Below are 18,904 nucleotides of genomic sequence, written 5' to 3' on the forward strand. Positions count from 1 at the left end.
AGGGGGTCGCTTCCGTGTACGAGAAGAATGGTGAGAAGTACTTCGTGGTCGACAGCCACATGCACATGTGGAAGGCCGGCCCGGACAACTGGGTGAAGGGGGCGGAGCAGTACGCGAAGGGCTGGATCGAGTGTTTCCACGCGTACCAGAGCCTCGGCCCGAAAGAGACCCACTGGACGATCGAGAAGTTCATGAGCTACACCGAGGACGATCTGATGAAGGACGTCTTCGAGGACGGCTACGTGGACGTCGCGATTTTCCAGCCTACGTACCTGAAGGAGTGGTACACGGAGGGTTTCAACACCACCGAGCAGAACGCCAACCTCGGCGAGAAGCATCCGGGGATGTTCGTCCTGAACACCCGGTTCGACCCGCGGGACGGTGACGTCGGTCTGGAGGAGCTGGCGCGCAATGTCGAGCGGTACGGCTCGCGGGGCGTCAAGCTCTACACGGCCGAGTGGAACGCCGGATCCCGCGGTTACAAGCTGACCGACCCGGCGGCGTACACCTACCTCGCGAAGGCGCAGGAGCTCGGGATCAAGAACATCCACGTCCACAAGGGCCCCACGATCTGGCCGCTGGACAAGGACGCGTTCGACGTCTCCGATGTCGACCACGCCGCGACCGACTTCCCCGAGCTCAACTTCATCGTCGAGCACGTCGGCCTGCCGCGGATCGAGGACTTCTGCTTCATGGCCACCCAGGAACCCAACGTGTACGCCGGTCTGTCGGTCGTCATCGGCGGGCTGATGCACGCGCGGCCGCAGTTCTTCGCCAAGGTGATGGGCGAGCTGCTGTTCTGGGTCGGCGAGGACAAGATGACGTTCGGCAGCGACTACGGCATCTGGGAGCCGAAGTGGCAGATCGAGGGCTTCGTGGACTGGGAGTTCCCCGACCAGCCGGAGTTCGCGGACTACCCGCGGCTCGGGGTGGACGGGAAGAAGAAGATCCTCGGGCTGAACGCGGCCAAGCTCTACGACATCAAGGTGCCGGACGAGCTGCAGCTGAAGGAGGAGACACCCGCCGCACAGGACGACTCGAAGCTGGTTGCGTCGTAATGACGGCAGTGTTCACGGAGAAGGACCGGGTCCTGGACGCACTGGGTGCGGTCCGGGACCCGGAGCTGGACGAGCCGATCACGACGCTGGGATTCGTCTCGACCTGCGTCGTGTCGGCCGCCGGTGACGCGGTCGTGCGGTTGCGGCTGCCGACCTACTTCTGTGCGCCGAACTTCGCGTTCCTGATGGTCGCCGACGCGTACGACGTGGTGTCGGCGCTGCCCGGCCTGCGGTCGGTCGACGTCGCGCTGGAGGACCATTTCGCCGCGGCCCAGATCAATGCGGGGGTGGCGGCGCGGGCGGGGTTCGTCGCCTCGTTCGACGGCGAGGCGGCGGCGGAGCTCGACGAGTTGCGCCGTACGTTCGTCGCCAAGGCGGTGCTGGCCGGGACCGATCAGGTCTGCCGGCCTTTTGTTGCTTCTGGCACCGATCCGGCAGAGGTCGCGCGGCTGACGATCGCCGACGTGCCGCCGTCGGCCGAGCTCGACCGGTTGCTGCGTCGCCGGGCCGAGCTCGGGCTGTCGACCGGCCCGGACGCGCCCCTGCTCATCGACGTCGGGACCGGCGAAGCCGTCGCCGCGCCCGCGGCGGCGCGGCACCTCGGGCTGGCCCGGCTGACCCGGACCGGGATCGAGGCCAACACCGGTATCTGCAGGGGAATGCTGAGGCACCGGTACACCGAGTCCGGTGCGGGCGAGGAGGAGCAGGAATGAAGGCCGTTCGACTGCACGGGTACCACCAGCAGCCAGTGGTCGAGGACGTACCGGAACCGGTCGTCAAGGGCCCGCTGGACGTCATCGTCAAGATCGGCGGCGCGGGCGTGTGCCGTACCGATCTGCACATCATCGAGGGTCAGTGGGACGCGGCGATGCATCCGTCGCTCCCGTACACGATCGGCCACGAGAACGCCGGCTGGGTGCACGAGGTCGGCTCGGCCGTCACCAACGTGCAGGTCGGCGACACCGTCATCCTGCACCCGACGCCGACCTGCGGACTGTGTCATGCCTGTCGCGCCGGGGACGACATGCACTGCGAGAACAGCTCGTTCCCTGGTCTGGACAGCGACGGGGGGATGGCGGAGTACCTCCTCACCTCCGCCCGCGCCTGCGTGAAACTCGACCCGAGCACGCGACCGCAGGATGTCGCGGCGCTCGCCGACGCCGGCATCACGGCCTACCACGCGGTCCGGAAGGCTCTGCCACTGTTGCCTCCCGGTACGACGGCCGTGGTGATCGGCGCGGGCGGTCTGGGGCACATCGGCGTACAGTGCCTGGCCGCGCTGACGGCGGCGCGGATCATCGTCGTCGACCGCAACCCGGACGCGCTCAAGCTCGCCGAGCAGCTCGGCGCCGACCAGACGGTCGTTGCTGACGGCAAGCAGGTGGAGAAGGTGCTGGAGCTGACCGGCGGGGCCGGCGCCCACGTCGTGCTGGACTTCGTCGCCGAGCAGGGCGCGGAGCAGGACGGCTTCGCGATGACCAGGCCGGCCGGCTCGTACTTCGTCATCGGGTACGGCGGCCAGATCCAGATCCCGACCCTGGACATCATCTCGACCGAGCGGAACATCGTCGGCAACATCGTCGGCACGTTCAACGAACTGGCCGAGCTGATGGCGCTCGCACAGGCCGGCAAGGTCACACTGCACACCCGGACCTACCCGCTCGACGCGGCCGCCGATGCGGTCGCCGATCTCGACGCCGGCCGGATCCGCGGCCGCGCGGTTCTCGTGCCGTAACAGGACCATTTTCCGGAGGGATTGAAATGGCCAAGGAACTAAGATTCGGTGAGTCGGCCCGTGATCTGCTGCTCGCCGGCGTCGACCAGCTCGCGGACGCGGTCAAGTCGACATTAGGCCCTAAGGGCCGCAACGTGATCCTGGAGAAGATCACCGGCTCGCCGGTGGTCACCAACGACGGCGTGACGATCGCCCGCGAGATCTTCCTCAAGAACCAGTTCGAGAACATGGGCGCCCAGCTGGTCAAGGAAGCCGCGATCAAGACCAACGACATCGTCGGCGACGGCACCACCACGGCGACCGTGATCGCGCAGGCCATCATTCGCGAGGGTATGCACGCGATCGGCTCCGGAGGGAACCCCGTTCTGGTGAAACGGGGTATCGACCTGGCTGTCGGCAAGCTGGTCGAGCGGCTCCGCGAGGTCGCGCACCCGGTCGTGACCGAGCAGGACTACGCGCGGGTCGCGGCGATCTCGGCGAACGACGACGACATCGTCGGCGCGGTGATCGCGAAGGCGCTGCACACCGTCGGCGACGGCGGGATCGTCACCGTCGAGGAGTCGTCGATCAACGGTATGGGCGTGGACTTCGTCGAAGGGTTCGAGTTCGACAACGGGTACATGTCGCCGTACATGGTGACCGATCCGGGCAGCTTGCAAGCCGTCCTGGACAACCCGTACATCCTGTTGTGCAGCGAGAAGATCACCAAGGTCCAGGAGATCATGCCGCTGCTCGACAAGATCATGCGCGAGCCGCGGCCGCTGGTGATCATCGCCGAAAGCCTCGAAGGTACGGCGCTCAGCATGCTGGTGCACAACCACGTCAACGGGCTGTTCCAGTGCGTGGCGGTGAAGGCGCCCGGGTTCGGCGACCGGCGGCTGCACAAGCTGGAGGACATCGCGGCGATCACTGGCGGCGCGGTCTACAGCCGGCACTCCGGGTTCAGCCTCGAGACGATGACGATCGACCAGCTGGGCCGCGCGGATCAGGTGCGGGTGACAGCCGACCGTACGGCGATCGTCGCGGGCACCGGGCACGACAAGGACGTGGCCTTCCGGATCGCGCAGCTGAGGTCGGAGCTCGAGCGGGCGACGTTCGGCGTCGATGAGGATGTCCTGACCGAGCGGATCGGCTCGCTGTCGGGCAAGGTCGCGGTGATCCGCGTCGGCGCGCCGACCCCGGCCGAGCTCAAGGAGCTCCAGCACCGGGTCGAGGACGCGCTGTCCGCGACGCGGGCCGCGATGGCCGAAGGGATCGTCGCGGGCGGCGGCATGGCCCTCCTGCATGCCGCGTCAGCCCTCGACGGTCTGGACGTCAAGGGCGATTACAAGTCGGGCGTCGACATCGTGCGGCGGGCGCTGCGCGAACCGGCGTACCTGATCGCCGCGAACGCGGGGTACTCCGGCGCCGAGGTGCTCGAGCGGACGTCGCAGATGGGAGTCGACGAGGGCTTCGACGCTCTGGAGGGCGTGTACGGCAACATGCTCGCGATGGGCATCATCGACCCACTCAGGGTGGCGCGTTCGGCCTTGCAGAACGGCGCGTCGGTGGCCGGTCTTCTGTTGACGACCAACACCCTCATCGCGGAGGAGCAGACGCCGTGGGGCGGCAGTCCCGCCCTGATGACGGAGTACGGCGCACTGGACGAGGGGCTGCACCAGCCGAGCCCCGACTCCAGCACGCCGCAGTCCCTCGGCCTCGGGCCGTCGGTCGGCTAGCAGTGCGGTGGGGGTGGCTGGGGGTCGTTCGGAGACCCCCAGCCACTGGGTCACGTGAAGATACTGACGCCGCCCGGGCCGACCAGCAGGCCGATGATGATCAGGGCTGCGCCCCACATCACCTGGCCGCGGAACAACGAGACAATGCCGGACACGACGAGGATCACCGCGATGATCCACAGGATGAATGCCATTCTTCCTTCCCTTCGTGCTTTTGCGATCCCCGTGGCGCCGCTCCGGTGCCCGGGCCGGCGCCGCGCAAACCCTTTACAGAGCAGCCGAAACGGTCGTATGAAACAATCGGGCCGATGGCTCAGACACTGCGCGACCTGTTGCCCGAAGCTCTTCTGACCCGATCGCTGGACGGCCTCGACCTGCCGACCGCAGAGGCCTGGGCCGGCGTTCCGGCGAGCGACCGTACGGCGCTCCTCGCGGACGCCGAGGCACAGCTGGCCACCGCGTGGCCTGTCCTGCCGGCGAGCGACTACGCCCGCTTCCATCGCGAGGGCGATCGCGAACGCTACGAGACGCCGTACTTCGCGCGCCGACGCCGGATCGTGACCAGTGCGCTCGCCGCACTGCTGACCGGCGAGGAGCGCTGGGTCGCGGATGTCGTCGACGGCATCTGGCTGGTGTGTGACGAGCTGACCTGGACGATCCCGGCTCATGCGAGTACGGCGATCGCGCGCGGCGAGGCTCTCCCGCGTCCGGGCGATCGCGATCTCGACCTGTTCTGCGCCGAAACCGGCGGCCTGCTCGCCTGGGTCGACGCGCTCCTCGCACTCGATGCCGGCACCCGGCAGCGGATCGCCACCGAGGTCGACCGCCGCGTGCTGACGCCGTTCCTCGAGATCCGCGACTGGCCGTGGCTGATCAGGTTCACGAACAACTGGAACCCGTGGATCCACTCCAACCTGACCGCCTGCGCACTGCTCATCGAGCGCGATCCCTCTCGGCGCGCCAAGGTCATGTCGCTCGTGATCGACGGGCTGGACGTCTTCCTGGACTCCTATCCCGACGACGGCGGCTGCGACGAGGGCGCGTCGTACTGGACTCGCGCCGGCGGCGCCGTCGCGGACACTCTTGCCCTCTTGTACGACGCCTCCGGCGGGAAGCTGGACGGCTTCCGTCATCCCAAGCTGCGGCCGATCGCGGCGTACCTGCCGGCGATGCACATCGACGGCCGGTGGTACGTCAACTTCGCCGACTGCCCGGCGCAACTGGACGACCCGTCGGTCGCGTATCCGTTGTACCGACTCGGCCTACATACCGGCGAACCGTCCGCCCTTCGACACGCCCGGTTGGTCAAGCGCCGCGACGACCCGCTCGTGCCGCGGATCCCGTCGATGGGCCGAGTGGTCGGCACGTTGCTGGAGCCGGGCTTGCGTGACGATGCCGAAGGCACGCAGCCCCGGACCACCTGGCTGCCGGACACCGAGGTGCTCGTCGCGCGGTCGCATCGTCTCCTGGTGGCGCTCAAGGGCGGGCACAACGCCGAGTCGCACAATCACAACGACGTCGGCTCGTTCATCATCGCTGTCGACGGCGTACCCCGGGTTGTCGATCTCGGCGTCGGCAGCTACACCCGGCAGACGTTCTCGGCCGATCGCTACCAGATCTTCACGATGCAGAGCGACTACCACAACCTGCCGCAGATCAACGGACTGTCGCAGCCGGCCGGCCGTGAGTTCCACGCGAGGGGTATGTCGGCCGACGTCGGCGAGACGCGCGTCAGCGGCCGGCTCGACCTCGCCGGCGCCTACCCGGCGGAGGCGGGAATCCGTTCCTGGCGCCGCGACCTGATGATGAGCCGATCAGTCGAAATCACCGACACCTGGGAACTGCAGGACACGCCGAGCTCGCTGGTCTGGCACCTGGTCGTCAACGGCCCGGTGGCTGTCGAGGAGGGCACCGTTCGGGTCGGCGACCTGACGATCGCGTACGACGACGAGCTGGCCCTCACGGTCGGGCCACTCCCCCTCACCGACCCGCGGCTGACAGCTGTCTGGGGCGAGCAGGTCACTCGGCTGGTGTTCTCCGCGCGCTCGCTGACACCGGCCGGCACCACGACGATGACCTTCAGCGGAGTTGAAAGCCCCTGATCTGAAGGGCTTCGCGGAGGTGCTCGCGGCCTTTGAGGCCCGCGACGGTGCCGAAGCGGGCGGCCACCCGGGCGACCCAGCTGGCCGGCAGGCCGGCGTTCGCGTAGAAGGCGTTCAACGCCTCCTCGTAGGCGTGTACGTGAGCTTCCTGCGGCTCGAGCTCGTACCGCTCGTGGTGGAGGACCGCCTCCTGCGGCAGGCGCGGCTTGACGGCCGCTTCATCGAGCCGGTCCGGGTGGCCGACGGTCAGGCCGAAGACCGGGAACACGTTCGGCGGCAGCCCCAGCTCTGCAGCGACGTCGAGCGGCCGGTTCCGGATCGCGCCGACGAATACCGTTCCGAGGCCGAGCGACTCGGCTGCCAGCGCGGCGTTCTGCGCGGCCAGGGCGACATCGACGAACGCGAGCAGCGCCGCCTCGACGAAGTCCGCCGCCTCGGCGGTCGCCGATCCGATCTCCGTGGTGATGTGTCGCGCCCTGGCCAGGTCGGCCAGCCAGACCAGGAACAACGGTGCCTGCGCGATGAAGTCCTGCTCACCGGCCAACTCCGCCAGCCGGGTACGACGTCCTTCGTCGCGGACCGCGACCACGCTCCACAGCTGCAGGTTCCCCGACGTCGGCGCCGACTGGGCGGCCGCGATCAACGCTGCCAATGTGTCGTCCGGCACCGGATCCGGCCGGTACGCCCGCACCGATCGATGCGCGAGCTGCTGCGCCAGTACGTCGTTCCACGCCGCCGGTGGCGCGAACGCCGTACCTGATCCGTAGCGCGTCCGGTACGAACTATCCGCAATCGTCACACCCGGAAGATTACTGACCGGCTAGAGATTCCGGTCCCGGTCTCACCGGCCAAGACGACGCCGTTCCTGACCATCGGTGATCACAGATGCGGGATTCTTGGCAGATTTGATCAGATTTCTCTTGCTCGGAGTATGCCGTTCGGGGTGAGATATCCAGATGACGCAGACGCGGGCCGCGGGCGCGGTGGACGGGCAGGGGTTCTCGTACCGGCCGTTCATCTGGCTCGCGGTCGCGACGTTCTCGATGGGGATCGACGGGTACGTGCTGGCCGGTCTGCTCCCGCAGATCGCCGGCGACCTGAGCGTCACCGCCGCGGCCGCCGGGCAGCTGATGTCGGTGTTCGCGTTCACCGCCGCGCTCGCCGGTCCCGTGCTCGGAACGCTGACGTCACGATGGGAACGCCGGACGACGATCGCACTCGCGCTGGCCGTGTTCGTGCTCGGCAACCTGGTCGTCGGGATCGCGACGAACTACCCGATCGCCCTCGGCGGCCGGGTGATCGCGGCGCTCGGCGGTTGCCTGCTGAACGCGGCGGTCACGGGGTACGTGATCGCGCTGACGCCGCCCGAACACCACGGTAAGGCGCTGTCGTTCGTCCTCGGCGGCTGGATGACCGCGACCGCCCTCGGCGTACCGATCGGCCTGGTGATCGGGCAGTCGAGCTGGCGGTTCCCGATGATCATGGTCGCGGTGGTCGGAACGATCGCACTCGTCGGCATCCTGCTCCGGCTCCCCCAGTTGCATCTGCCCGGCGGATCGCTCGTCGACCGCCTGCGCCCGCTCAAGCAACCGCGGCTGCTCGCCGGGCTGCTCGTCACCACCGGCATCCTGTGCAGCAGCTATACCTGCTTCACCTACGCCACACTGATCCTCGGCCCGCACTTCCATGCGCACTGGGCGATCATCCTGATCATGTTCGGGTACGGCGTCTCGAGCATGGCGGGCAATGCGATCACCGGCCGGCTGGTCGACCGCTTCAGCGCGATCCGCGTGCTGACGGTGGTCCTGATCGGCCTGCTGCTGAACTCGATCGTCGGCATGGTCGCGCTGATGTTCGCACCGGCCGTCGTGGCCGCGGTCTGGGGCCTGGTCTGGTTCTTCTCCGCGGGCGTCGGCAACGGCGGCGGCGCCGTACCCCAGCAGGCCCGGCTCGCCACCATGGCGCCGGACTCGGCGACGATCGTGATCGCTCTGAACGGCAGCGCGATCTCGCTCGGCTCGGCCCTCGGCAGCGCCCTCGGCGGTGTCGCCCTCACAGCCGGCGCCTCGCCGGACGGCCTGCTCGGCGTCGCCGGCATCATCCTCGCGATCACCGTCACCCTCCACGCCCTGGTCACCCGCGCAACCCACCGCGCCACCACGGCCTGAGAGCGGTGGGCTGGGGTTACCGCCAGCCGCGGCGGGCGGCTTGGAGGCCGGCTTGGAAGCGGCTGGTTGCGCCCAGCTCTTCCTGCACCTGGGCGATCCGTCGACGCAAGGTCCGGCCGCTCACGCCGAGCTGACGCGCGATCGCCTCGTCCTTCATCCCGCTGGCCAGCAGGTTGATGAGGGTCGTGTTGGGATCCGCGTTCTCGGACAGCCGCAACGGCGTGGCCTGACTCCACAGCTGGTCGAACAGGACCTGCAGCGCACTCGTGAGTGCCGAGTCGGACACGACCACCGCTCGCGGTTGCCCTGGTGTCGACGGCCCGCCTGCGAGCGGCAGGATCGCAGTGGTTCCGTCGACGATCAGCAGCTTGACCGGCACCTGCGGCAGCACCCGCGACTGCTCCCCGCGTTCGGCCATCGACCGCAACCGGTCCACCCACCCCGGATGGTCCAGCACCTCGGCCGCGTAGATCGACCGGAACCGCACCCCACGATCAAGCAGGGCCAGCTCAGCGCCCGACACCTGAGCGCTCCCATCAGCGACGTACGGCGGTGTGTCGGTCCCGACCGCCTGCTCGGTAGCGCCGCGCAGCATGTCGTCGATCCGCGCCTCGATCGCATCCCGGCCGACCGCGATCTCGATCAGCCGGCTCGGCTCGGCCTGCAGCTGCCCGGCGCTGAACTCGCGCGCCAGCTGATCGGTCATAGCCGCAACGCCGTCGAGGGCGGCCCGCCGTTCGCGGACCAGCATGCCCAACCCGGACCGCGGATCGACCGGCGCCGGTGAGGCCTCCGACCCGCTCCGCACGAGCCCCGCCGCCACGAGCCGGTCAACAGCCTGCGTCACCGCTTCGTCCGGCAACTCGAGAAGGTCACCGAGCTGGCCGACCGGCAGACCCGGATCACGCAGGAGCTGCCGATAGACCTGAGCGTCGATTCCTGACAGCCCAACCGCTTCCCAATCAGCCACCCGACGAGGGTAGTTGGCCGGGATCGGCGTTTGGCCGGAATGGGCGCCGTAATCGCGAGGTCTGGGCTTAGCGTGTCCCAGGAAACGTCGCCTGTCCGAGGAGTGAACTGTGCGTCTGCATGCCGGCCGCAAGACGATCGCGCTGGTGGGCACCATCGGCACCGTCGTCAGCGCGCTTCTGATCGGCTCCGGGGCCGACGTCGCGACCGCCGATCCGACCGATCCCGCCTTCGCTCCGCAGTCGATCGTCTGGCCCACCCAGACCGACGGCTACGTGCTCGGCGGCGTCGCCTGCGGTACCGCGACCTGTCCGGCCGAGGTGCTTGCCACGCACAACGGCGGCAAGACGTGGACCGCCGCCGGCCGCACACACAACGGGCTGGCGAAGAGCGGCGAGCCGGGCCTGACCAGCCTGCAGTTCGCCGACGCGAAGTTCGGTTGGGCGTACGACCCGTACCTCGAGGTCACCAAGGACGGCGGCAAGACCTGGACGCAGGTCCCGCTGCCCGGCGGTGACGCCAAGGTCCTCAACCTGCTCGCCGCCCCCGACGGCACGTACGTCATCACATCAGGCTGTGAGATCGGCACCGGCATCTGCGACGATCGCCCGCTGAAGGTCTGGCGCGCACCCGTCGGCAAGTCCACCGGGTGGAAGCAGCTCGACGTCCAGGTCGCCGCCGACGATCACGTCGCCATGGACGCCGAAGGGTCCACGGTCTACTTCCTGGCCGCGCCGTTCGTGGGCCCCGGCCGACTGTCCACGATCCGCAACGGCTCGGTCCGGCCGACCAGCACGGTCACCTGCGCCGACGCCGAGGACGCCACGATGACCGATCTCGCCACCAACGGCCCCGGTCGCGTCTTCGTCCTCTGCATGGCGAACTTCGGCCGCGGCCACTCCGACAAGACCCTGCTCGTCTCCGGCGACGGCGGGAAGACCTTCCGGTACGACGCCATCCCCGGCGGGCTCGGTCTGGCCGGCCAGCTGTCGGTCGGACCGGACGGCGCGGTCATGCTCTCCACGCTCACCGCGAGCCTCGTCTACAACCGGCCGACGCTGTCGAAGTCGTGGCGCATCGACCAGGAATGGCTCGAGAACAGCGAGCACATCCACGACCTGGTCCAGCAGAACGGTACGACGGCGTGGATCGTCGAGCGCGATGCGGCGTACACCCAGAACACGCAGCTCTGGGTGAGCCATGACGCCGGCGCGAGCTGGCAGCAGACCACTCTCGTCCCGGCGTGACGCCGATCCCTTCAGGAGAAGAACAGTGATCTCATTGCGCCGGTTGGCGGTCCCGCTCGCCCTGCTCCTCGTCACCGGTTCGACGACGGCGGCGGCCGCGGACACCCAGGAACCACCGAAGATTGTCGCGAGCTGTGACCAGAACGTGAAGCCGGGTGAGTACACCTGCTTCGCGCAGCGGCGGGCCGACCTGGGCTTCCGCGCCAAGGCGCTGGGCGGTGCGCCGGCCGGGTACGGTCCGTCCGACCTGCAGTCGGCGTACAAGGTGCCCTCAGCAACGGCGGGCCAAGGGCAACGGGTCTACATCGTCGACGCGTACGACGACCCCACCGCCGAGGCCGACCTCGCGGTCTACCGCCAGCAGTTCGGCCTGCCCGCCTGCACCACCGCGAACGGCTGCTTCCAGAAGCTGAACCAGGACGGGCTGCCCAGTCCGCTGCCCGCACCGTCGCGTTCGTGGTCCGGCGAGATCTCGCTCGACCTCGACATGGTGTCGGCGATCTGCCCGAACTGCGGCATCACACTGATCGAGTCCGACTCTCCCAGCGACGACCTGCTCAAGGCGGTGAAGACCGCGAACGAGCTCGGCGCGAAGTTCGTCTCGCTGAGCTGGGGCGGACCGGAGTCGTCCGACCTGGCCGAGCTCGACAAGCTGTACTTCAACCCGCGTGGTGTCGTGTACACGGCGTCCACCGGTGACTACGACTACGACGCCGGCGTCTCCTACCCCGCCAGCTCCTCAGCCACGACCGCGATCGGCGGTACGACGCTGACCAAGGACGACTCGTCCCGCGGCTGGAGCGAGACGGTGTGGAACAACGGACCCGGCCAGGGCACCGGATCGGGCTGCTCGAGCACGATCGCCAAGCCGAGCTGGCAGTCGGTGATCCCGGCAACGACCTGCCCGAAGCGCGCGATCGCGGACGTCTCCGCGGTCGCCGACCCGGCCAACGGTGTCGCGGTGTACCAAACCACCGGAGGCTCCGGCTGGGCCGTGTACGGCGGAACCAGCGCGGCCGCGCCGGTCATCGCCGCCACCTACGCACTTGCCGGTGACCCCGCTCCGGACTCCCGTCCGGCCGGATACCCGTACGGGGCCACCGGCAACCTCAACGATGTTGTCGAAGGCAACAACGGCGAGTGCACGCCGGCCCCGCTGTGCACGGCGCAGCCCGGCTGGGACGGTCCGACCGGCCTCGGTACGCCGATCGGCACCCGCGCCCTGACCTCGCCGACCAAGGCCAACCGCATCACGCTCTCCGCACCGACCCAGCAGTTCACCGCGGCCGGCGAGGTCGTCGTACTGCGGGCGCGGGCGACGGACTCGGGCCGCGGCCTGGTGAGGTTCTCGGCAACCGGTCTGCCCGCCGGACTCCGGATCGACGCGCTGAGCGGGATCATCTACGGACGGCCGACCACGCCTGGGACCTATTCGGTGACGGTGACAGGAACCGACTCCACCAAGGCGCGTGGCAACACCGTCATCAGCTGGGTAGTGAGCACCCGGAAGAACGCCGTGGTCAACGGGGACTTCGAATCCGGCACCGGCGGCTGGGCGCAGACTCCGGACGTGATCCGTGCCGACGGTCAGTACGGCCACAACGGGCTCGGGTACGCGTGGCTCGGCGGGACCGGCACGACGCACACCGACTCGCTCAGCCAGCGGGTGAGCGTCCCCTCGTTCGGGCATCCGGCTTTGCGGTTCGCCTTGCGGGTCTCGGGCGGCGATGACGTGCTCCAGTTGACCGTCGACGGTCACGCGGTGAAGACCTTCCGTCGGAGTACGTCGTCGTACGTGACGCAGTCCGTCGACCTCACGCCGTACCGGGGGAAGGCCGTCACGCTGGCCTGGACCAGCACGGAGAACGAAGGAGCGCCGACGACGTTCCTGCTGGACGACGTCTCGGTGAACTAGAATTCGGCCATGGCCGAAAAGCTACGGACAGTGCTGGCGGCGACGCCGTCGTTCCGCGACTTGGTGTTCGGGGCGGCGAGCGTCGCGCGGCTGGAGGCGCTCGGGGACGTCGTCGTACTCGATGATCCCGGGGACGCGACGGCGTTGACGGCCGCGTTGCCCGGGGCCGACGTACTGATCACGTCGTGGGGGGCGACGCCGTTGACCGCGGAGGTGCTGGATCACGCGGATCGGTTGCGGTTGATCGCGCACAGTGCCTCGTCGGTGAAGCATTTCGTCACCGACGAGGTGTTCCGGCGTGGACTGCGGATCACCCAGGCGGGGCAGGCGATGGCGGAGCCGGTGGCCGAGGTGTCGCTCGCGTTCACGTTGATCCTGCTGCACCGGATCCAGCGCTTCGATCACCAGATGCACGACGGTGCGTGGCGGGACGACGCGCCGCCCCAGCACGGGCTCAGGTCGTCGCGGATCGGCGTGGTCGGCGCATCGCGGACCGGCGTCGAGTACATCCGGATGCTGGTCGCCCTCGGCGCAGAGGTCGTGGTCTACGACCCGTATCTGACCGACGGGCGCGCGGCCCAACTCGGCGTACGCCGGACCACGCTGGACGAGCTGCTCCGCACCAGCAGGGTCGTCGCCCTGCACGCACCGACCTTGCCCGAGACCCACAACCTGATCGGCGCCCGCGAGCTCGCGCTCATGGCCGACGGCTCGTCCCTGGTCAACACCGCCCGCTCGTGGCTGATCGACTCCGCCGCGCTGCTCGCGGAGCTTCGCACGGGTCGGATCGATGCGGCGCTGGACGTGTTCGACGAAGAGCCGCTGCCGGCCGACAGCCCGTACCGGAGCCTCACCAACGTCCTGCTGACTCCGCACCAGGCTGCGGCGACCGTCGAGTGCTATCTCGAGATGGGCGAGATCACCGTCGGCGAGATCGAGCGCTTCGCAGCGGGCGAGCCGCTCGAGTACGAGCTCACCGAAGACGCGCTCACCCGCATGGGCTGAATCTCGAACCCATCCGGCCTGCGAGTGGCTCCGAAGTACTGGTGTCAGCCAACCTCGTCAGGAAAGAGATGACGTCATGTCCAAGCACCTCACCCGCGCCGGTCTCGCCCTCAGCGCGCTGGCACTCGCCGTGACCGCGTCCGCCTGTGGTGGTTCCGACGACAACAGCGCCTCCGCCGGCGCGCCGGCCAGCTCCGCCAGTACGCCGTCCGCGAGCACGACCCCGTCGATGAGCGAAGCGGCGACCGCCATGGTCGGCCCGGGCTGCGCCGCCTACGCGAAGGCCAACCCGAGCGGCGCCGGCTCGATCGACGGTATGGCAGCCGCCCCAGTGGCCACCGCCGCCTCGGGCAACCCGCTGCTGACGACCCTGGTCGCGGCCGTCTCCGGCAAGCTCAACCCCAAGGTCGACCTGGTCTCCACGCTCAACGGCGGCGAGTTCACCGTCTTCGCGCCGGTCGACACGGCCTTCGCGAAGATCCCGGCCGCGACCGTGAACACGCTCAAGACCAACGATGCGCTGCTGACCAAGATCCTCACGTACCACGTGGTCGCCGGTCAGCTCGACCCGTCCACGGTGGTCGGCACGCACGCGACCGTCGAGAAGCAGGACGTCACGGTCACCGGATCCGGTGACAGCCTGAAGGTGAACGGCGCGAACGTGATCTGCGGCGGCGTACGGACCGCGAACGCTACGGTGTACCTGATCGACTCCGTACTGATGCCCCCGGCAAGCTGACCCGTGAACGAACCCACCGCGCTTCCCTGGCCCGTCGGATCGCCCATGCGATCCGACGGTGACCTCCTCGCGCTCACCGCGACCGGTGACACGGCCGCGTTCAGCGCCCTCTACGACCGGGTCGCTCCCTGGGTGTTCGGCCTGGTACGCCGGATCCTGCGCAATCCGGCCCAGTCGGAAGAGGTCACGCAGGAGGTCATGATCGACGTCTGGCGCACAGCCACCCGGTACGACGCCAACCGCGGCTCGGCGCATTCGTGGATCCTCACGATCGCGCACCGCCGGGCGGTCGACCGGGTGCGTTCCGAGCAGGCCTCGGCGGACCGGACCGACCTGGCCGGCGCCCGGTCCGTCGAGGTCGACTTCGACCAGGTCGCGGACACCGTCAGCACCCGTCTCGAGGCCGAGCAGGTACGGCGCTGTCTCGGGTCGCTGAGCGAGCTCCAACGGGAGTCGATCGAGCTCGCGTACTACAACGGTTACACGTACCCGGAGGTCGCCCAGCAACTCGGCGCCAAGCTTCCGACCATCAAGGCGAGAATGCGCGACGGCCTGATCCGCCTCCGCGACTGCCTCGGCACCACGGAGGGGCAAAGGTCATGACGGATCCCGACGTACACACCCTGACCGGCCCGTACGTTCTCGACGCATTGCCCGAGGACGAACGAGTCCGCTTCGAGGCGCACCTGACCGAATGCACGTTCTGCACCACCGAGGTCACCGAACTGCGACAAGCCGCGGTCAAGCTCGCCACTCAGGTCTCGACCCCACCGCCACCCGGACTGAAGGCGAACGTGATGGCGGCGATCGAGGATGTTCGCCAGCTCCCTCCGCAGGTACCCGCTGCTGGCTCGACCCCGAAGGCCCAGCGCTTCACTCGGCGCTCGGTGCTCACCCTGGCCGCGGCGGCGCTCGCGGTCGCGGCTGCCGGCGGGGTCGCGGTCGACCAGTACCAGGACCGGTCCGCTGCCGAGCGCGCCAACCAGCAGATGGCAGCCGTACTGGCCCAGCCCGACGCCCGCACCGTCCACGGCACAGTCGAAGGCGGCGGCCAGGCCACGGTCGTCCTGTCCACGAAAGCCGACAAGTCGGTCGTCGTACTCCGCGACCTACCGAAACTACCCAAGGACCACACCTGGCAACTCTGGATGATGGACCCCACCAACAAGGCCACCTCGATCGGCCTCTCCACCGGCGACACCACCCAGGTCGTCAACGGCTCCACCACCGGCATGGCAACCTTCGGCCTCACCATCGAACCCGACGGCGGCTCCCGCACCCCAACCCTCCCGGCCGCAGCCTTGGTCCCACTAACCTGAAAGAAACCAGGAAAGAAGAGAGATCAGGATCCGACCAGCACGGCGATCGGGACTGCTTTGGGAAGCGCCATGAAGGCACCCCGGGACCGTGTATCGCACAGATCGTTGATGATCCAGTTGGTTCTGATCGGTCGGCGGTCCGGCTTGAGTTTCTGCGCTGTCACCGGTTCATCAGGGGCGTAACTCCCGGAAGCTCTCCGTGGCGCTCTGCGCGGCGTTGGCCTGTGTCCATGTCGAGTACGGGATCCCCGCCGCGACCAACCGGTCCTCGCAAAGGCTGCTGACCCCGCCCGCAGAACCTGCCCGCGATCTCCGGGACGCGCGTGTTCGGCTTGTAAATAAGGGGTTTCGCGGCTGATCCGATTTGGCCTCGGATCGTTGAACAGCTAGAATCGAACACATGTTCGAGACTGATCTGAGTGAGCTCTCCACGGCCGACCTGCTGGAGTCGGCCGCCGAGCACCGCGCGATCGCCAACCAGGCCGACGCGCGGCTGCTCCAGCACGCCCAGATCTACGCCGACCGCTTCCACCCATCGGTCTGCAGCATCCGGCCCGGCCGCCGCTCCGCCGACGGACGCGAGCGCGCCGTGGTGCTGGGCGGCGACGGCTGCCCGGAGATCGCCGAGTTCGCCATCGCCGAATTCGGCGTCATGCTCGGCATCTCGCCCATGGTGGCACGCCAATTCCTCGGCGAAGCACTCGCCTTACGCCACCGCTTCCCCTTCACCTGGGCCCGCGTACTGGCCGGCGACGCCACCCCCTGGAAAGCCCGCCAACTCGCCACGCAGTGCCTGAAACTGCCCGAACAAGCCGCCCGGTCCGTCGACCAGCGGGTCGCACCCCTCATCGACTCCATCACCCCGTACCGCCTCGACAAGATCATCCGCGCCGCCAAAACCCACGCCGACCCCGACCTCGCCCACGACGAAGCCACCGAAGCCGCAGGCGAGCGCGGCGTCTTCATCGGCCGCAGCGACCACCACGGCAACAAAACCATCTACGCCAAAGCCCCCGCCGCCGCCGTCATCCGCCACGACGCCACCATCGCCGCGATCGCCGAAGCCCTCAAGACCTTCGGCGACACCCGCCAAGTGCAGCACCGCCGCGCCGACGCCATCGGCATCATCGCCGACCCCCGCTTCACCCAAGAACTCCTCACCCAAGCCCGCAACCACCCCACCCCCACAACCACGTCCGCAAACCCGTCCACAACGACGTCCACAACGACGTCCAAAGCCACGTCCACAACCACCGCCGCCTCCCCCGCCCACACCACAAGCTCGGCTTCAAGCCCCGCCGCCTCCCCCGCCCACACCACAGGCTCGGCTTCAAGCCCCGCCCGGCAACCGGCGAACACGACGACCTCCGAAGCAGCCCCTGGCCCGCGTCGAGTGGATGCAGCCTCGCAATCAGCCGCCGGCACCCGATCGCCCGCGACAGGCCAAAGCACGCCCAGCCCACGCGACACCGCGACCGGCCACAACGCGCCCGGCCACAACGCGCCCAACCCAGGCGACACCGCGACAGGCCACAGCGCATCCAGCCCACGCGACACCGCGACCGGCCACAACGCGCCCGGCCCACGCGATACCGCGACAGGCTCCAGTGCGTCCGCCCCCCGCGATACGGCGCCGGGTCGCAACCCGCTCGGCCCACGCGACCGCTCGAACGACACGCCGTGCACATCGGTAGACCCGGCGCGTTCTGGTTCGACGGCGCTCCCGGCAAGCTCGCCGTACGGCGGCCCGCGCGACCCCTCGAACGACACACCGTGCACGTCAGCAAACCCGACCCACAGTGACACCACGGCCGACCCGGCAAGCCCGGCGTCCGAACGCGGGCATGCCGGTGATGCCAACCCAGCTGATCCCATCGAACTGCGGGAAGCTCCGCCGGACGACGATGTCGGGCCCTATGATCCCGATCCGCCGAGCGATCCGTTCGACACTCGGCCGATGGGCTACGTTCCCGGGCCGCGGACCGAACCCGACGACAGCGTGCCGATGGACGGTGCCGCTCAACGGGCACTCGACGCACGCCTCGCACAGATCAAACACGACGCCCACACCCACCCCACCAGTAGCGGCGGACAGGTGCGCCCGGGACAGACCGAGGTCTACGTGCACCTCACCGACCTCACCCTGGCCACCGGCAACGGAGTTCTCCGCGCCGAGGGCATCGGCCCGCTGCTCGCCGACCAACTCACCGAACTCATCGGCCACGCACCGTACACCGTCAAGCCCGTGATCGACCTCAACGACGCCGTCAGCGTCGACGCCTACGAGATCCCGGCCCGCATCCGCGAACGGGTTCGACTCACCCATCCCGTTGAGTTGTTCCCGTACGGCACCCGCGAAACGCATCCCAGCATCGACCTCGATCACATCGAGCCCTACGATCCGTCCGGGCCCGCCGGGCAGACCAGCACCCGCAACCTCGCCCCGCTCAGCCGCTTCGCCCACCGGGTGAAGACCCACGCCCGCGGCTGGACCGTCCGCCGCGTCAACACCAAAACCCTGGAATGGACCACACCCCACGGCTTCACCTTCCACGTCGACCCCACTGGGACCCACCGCCAGCCCAACACCACGACCAACAGCTAACCTGCTCCAGCTGATCGGTCGCGCCTGGGGAACGACTGACCCCCGTTGGCCATACCCGGCATCGCCGACGGGCGCGCGTCAAGAACTGGAAAAGGGTTCGTGCAGGCAGATGACCTGCTCGAGCAGCGACAGCATCGAGCGGCAGATCCCCGACACCGTCGGTCGGCGATCCCATAGAAGTGCGCGAGTACGGCCTGGCAGATGTTCTCCCATGGGGACGTCACGGTGCGTCGATCTGCGTTCTGACCCGACACCGGCACGCGGAGAAACCTCGGTCGACCGCTGAAGCCAGCGACCACTCGATATCTTCTTGCGGATTATCCA

The 18,904-nt window shown here is 68.7% G+C and carries 16 protein-coding genes; 13 read left to right on the top strand and 3 right to left on the bottom strand.

What is annotated here, in order from left to right:
* Window positions 1-14: 14 nt before the first annotated feature.
* Genes EV653_RS17050 through groL form a run of 4 tightly spaced genes read left to right on the top strand, consistent with a single transcriptional unit; the run spans window position 15 to window position 4,511 of the window.
* Entirely contained in the window at window positions 15-1,058 is a 1,044-nt protein-coding gene (locus EV653_RS17050) for an amidohydrolase family protein (protein ID WP_134104569.1), read from the top strand.
* Window positions 1,058-1,771, top strand: coding sequence for an iron-sulfur cluster assembly protein (locus EV653_RS17055; protein ID WP_134104571.1), 714 nt, complete (start codon window positions 1,058-1,060; stop codon window positions 1,769-1,771). Before EV653_RS17050 ends, EV653_RS17055 begins: the two co-directional genes overlap by 1 nt.
* Window positions 1,768-2,793, top strand: a complete 1,026-nt coding sequence (locus tag EV653_RS17060) for an NAD(P)-dependent alcohol dehydrogenase (RefSeq protein ID WP_134104573.1) — start codon at window positions 1,768-1,770, stop codon at window positions 2,791-2,793. Before EV653_RS17055 ends, EV653_RS17060 begins: the two co-directional genes overlap by 4 nt.
* A gap of 26 nt (window positions 2,794-2,819) precedes the next feature.
* The gene (groL, locus tag EV653_RS17065) at window positions 2,820-4,511 is read left to right on the top strand and encodes a chaperonin GroEL (RefSeq protein WP_134104575.1); all 1,692 of its coding nucleotides are present in this window, start codon (window positions 2,820-2,822) and stop codon (window positions 4,509-4,511) included.
* Between the two features lie 50 nt (window positions 4,512-4,561).
* Here the strand turns inward: groL and EV653_RS41205 are convergent, their stop codons facing one another.
* On the bottom strand, window positions 4,562-4,705 hold the full coding sequence (locus tag EV653_RS41205) for a GPGG-motif small membrane protein (RefSeq protein WP_166678160.1): 144 nt from the start codon (window positions 4,703-4,705) through the stop codon (window positions 4,562-4,564).
* 114 nt (window positions 4,706-4,819) lie between these two features.
* On the opposite strand from EV653_RS41205, the gene EV653_RS17070 reads away from it, so the two are divergent.
* Window positions 4,820-6,613, top strand: coding sequence for a heparinase II/III domain-containing protein (locus EV653_RS17070; protein WP_134104577.1), 1,794 nt, complete (start codon window positions 4,820-4,822; stop codon window positions 6,611-6,613).
* On the opposite strand, the gene EV653_RS17075 is transcribed toward EV653_RS17070, so the two are convergent.
* On the bottom strand, window positions 6,591-7,412 hold the full coding sequence (locus tag EV653_RS17075) for an NADPH-dependent oxidoreductase (protein ID WP_134104579.1): 822 nt from the start codon (window positions 7,410-7,412) through the stop codon (window positions 6,591-6,593). The two genes, EV653_RS17070 and EV653_RS17075, sit on opposite strands and share 23 nt — an antisense overlap.
* Window positions 7,413-7,569: 157 nt before the next feature.
* Here EV653_RS17075 and EV653_RS17080 point away from each other — a divergent pair, with 157 nt between their 5' ends.
* A complete protein-coding gene (locus EV653_RS17080) occupies window positions 7,570-8,781 on the top strand; it encodes an MFS transporter (RefSeq protein ID WP_134104581.1) in 1,212 nt (403 codons plus the stop codon).
* A gap of 16 nt (window positions 8,782-8,797) precedes the next feature.
* On the opposite strand, the gene EV653_RS17085 is transcribed toward EV653_RS17080, so the two are convergent.
* Complete coding sequence (locus tag EV653_RS17085) at window positions 8,798-9,751, bottom strand: MarR family transcriptional regulator (RefSeq protein ID WP_166679470.1); 954 nt, start codon at window positions 9,749-9,751, stop codon at window positions 8,798-8,800.
* A gap of 109 nt (window positions 9,752-9,860) precedes the next feature.
* Between EV653_RS17085 and EV653_RS17090 the strand changes: the two genes are divergently transcribed.
* The 7 genes from EV653_RS17090 (at window position 9,861) to EV653_RS17120 (ending at window position 18,580) form a co-directional block, all read left to right on the top strand.
* Window positions 9,861-10,997 carry a WD40/YVTN/BNR-like repeat-containing protein gene (locus EV653_RS17090; RefSeq protein WP_134104585.1) on the top strand — a complete coding sequence of 379 codons (1,137 nt, stop codon included), beginning with the start codon at window positions 9,861-9,863 and terminating at the stop codon, window positions 10,995-10,997.
* 25 nt (window positions 10,998-11,022) lie between these two features.
* Entirely contained in the window at window positions 11,023-12,912 is a 1,890-nt protein-coding gene (locus tag EV653_RS17095) for a putative Ig domain-containing protein (RefSeq protein ID WP_134104587.1), read from the top strand.
* 9 nt (window positions 12,913-12,921) lie between these two features.
* Window positions 12,922-13,917, top strand: coding sequence for a hydroxyacid dehydrogenase (locus EV653_RS17100; RefSeq protein WP_134104589.1), 996 nt, complete (start codon window positions 12,922-12,924; stop codon window positions 13,915-13,917).
* A 76-nt stretch (window positions 13,918-13,993) separates the two neighbouring features.
* Complete coding sequence (locus tag EV653_RS17105; RefSeq protein WP_134104591.1) at window positions 13,994-14,656, top strand: fasciclin domain-containing protein; 663 nt, start codon at window positions 13,994-13,996, stop codon at window positions 14,654-14,656.
* A gap of 45 nt (window positions 14,657-14,701) precedes the next feature.
* Window positions 14,702-15,259 carry an ECF RNA polymerase sigma factor SigK gene (gene sigK / locus EV653_RS17110; RefSeq protein ID WP_134104593.1) on the top strand — a complete coding sequence of 186 codons (558 nt, stop codon included), beginning with the start codon at window positions 14,702-14,704 and terminating at the stop codon, window positions 15,257-15,259.
* A complete protein-coding gene (locus EV653_RS17115) occupies window positions 15,256-15,975 on the top strand; it encodes an anti-sigma factor (protein ID WP_134104595.1) in 720 nt (239 codons plus the stop codon). Before sigK ends, EV653_RS17115 begins: the two co-directional genes overlap by 4 nt.
* Window positions 15,976-16,375: 400 nt before the next feature.
* Window positions 16,376-18,580 carry a hypothetical protein gene (locus EV653_RS17120; protein WP_134104597.1) on the top strand — a complete coding sequence of 735 codons (2,205 nt, stop codon included), beginning with the start codon at window positions 16,376-16,378 and terminating at the stop codon, window positions 18,578-18,580.
* Window positions 18,581-18,904: the final 324 nt, after the last annotated feature.

Source organism: Kribbella pratensis (genome assembly GCF_004365355.1).
Lineage (GTDB): Bacteria > Actinomycetota > Actinomycetes > Propionibacteriales > Kribbellaceae > Kribbella.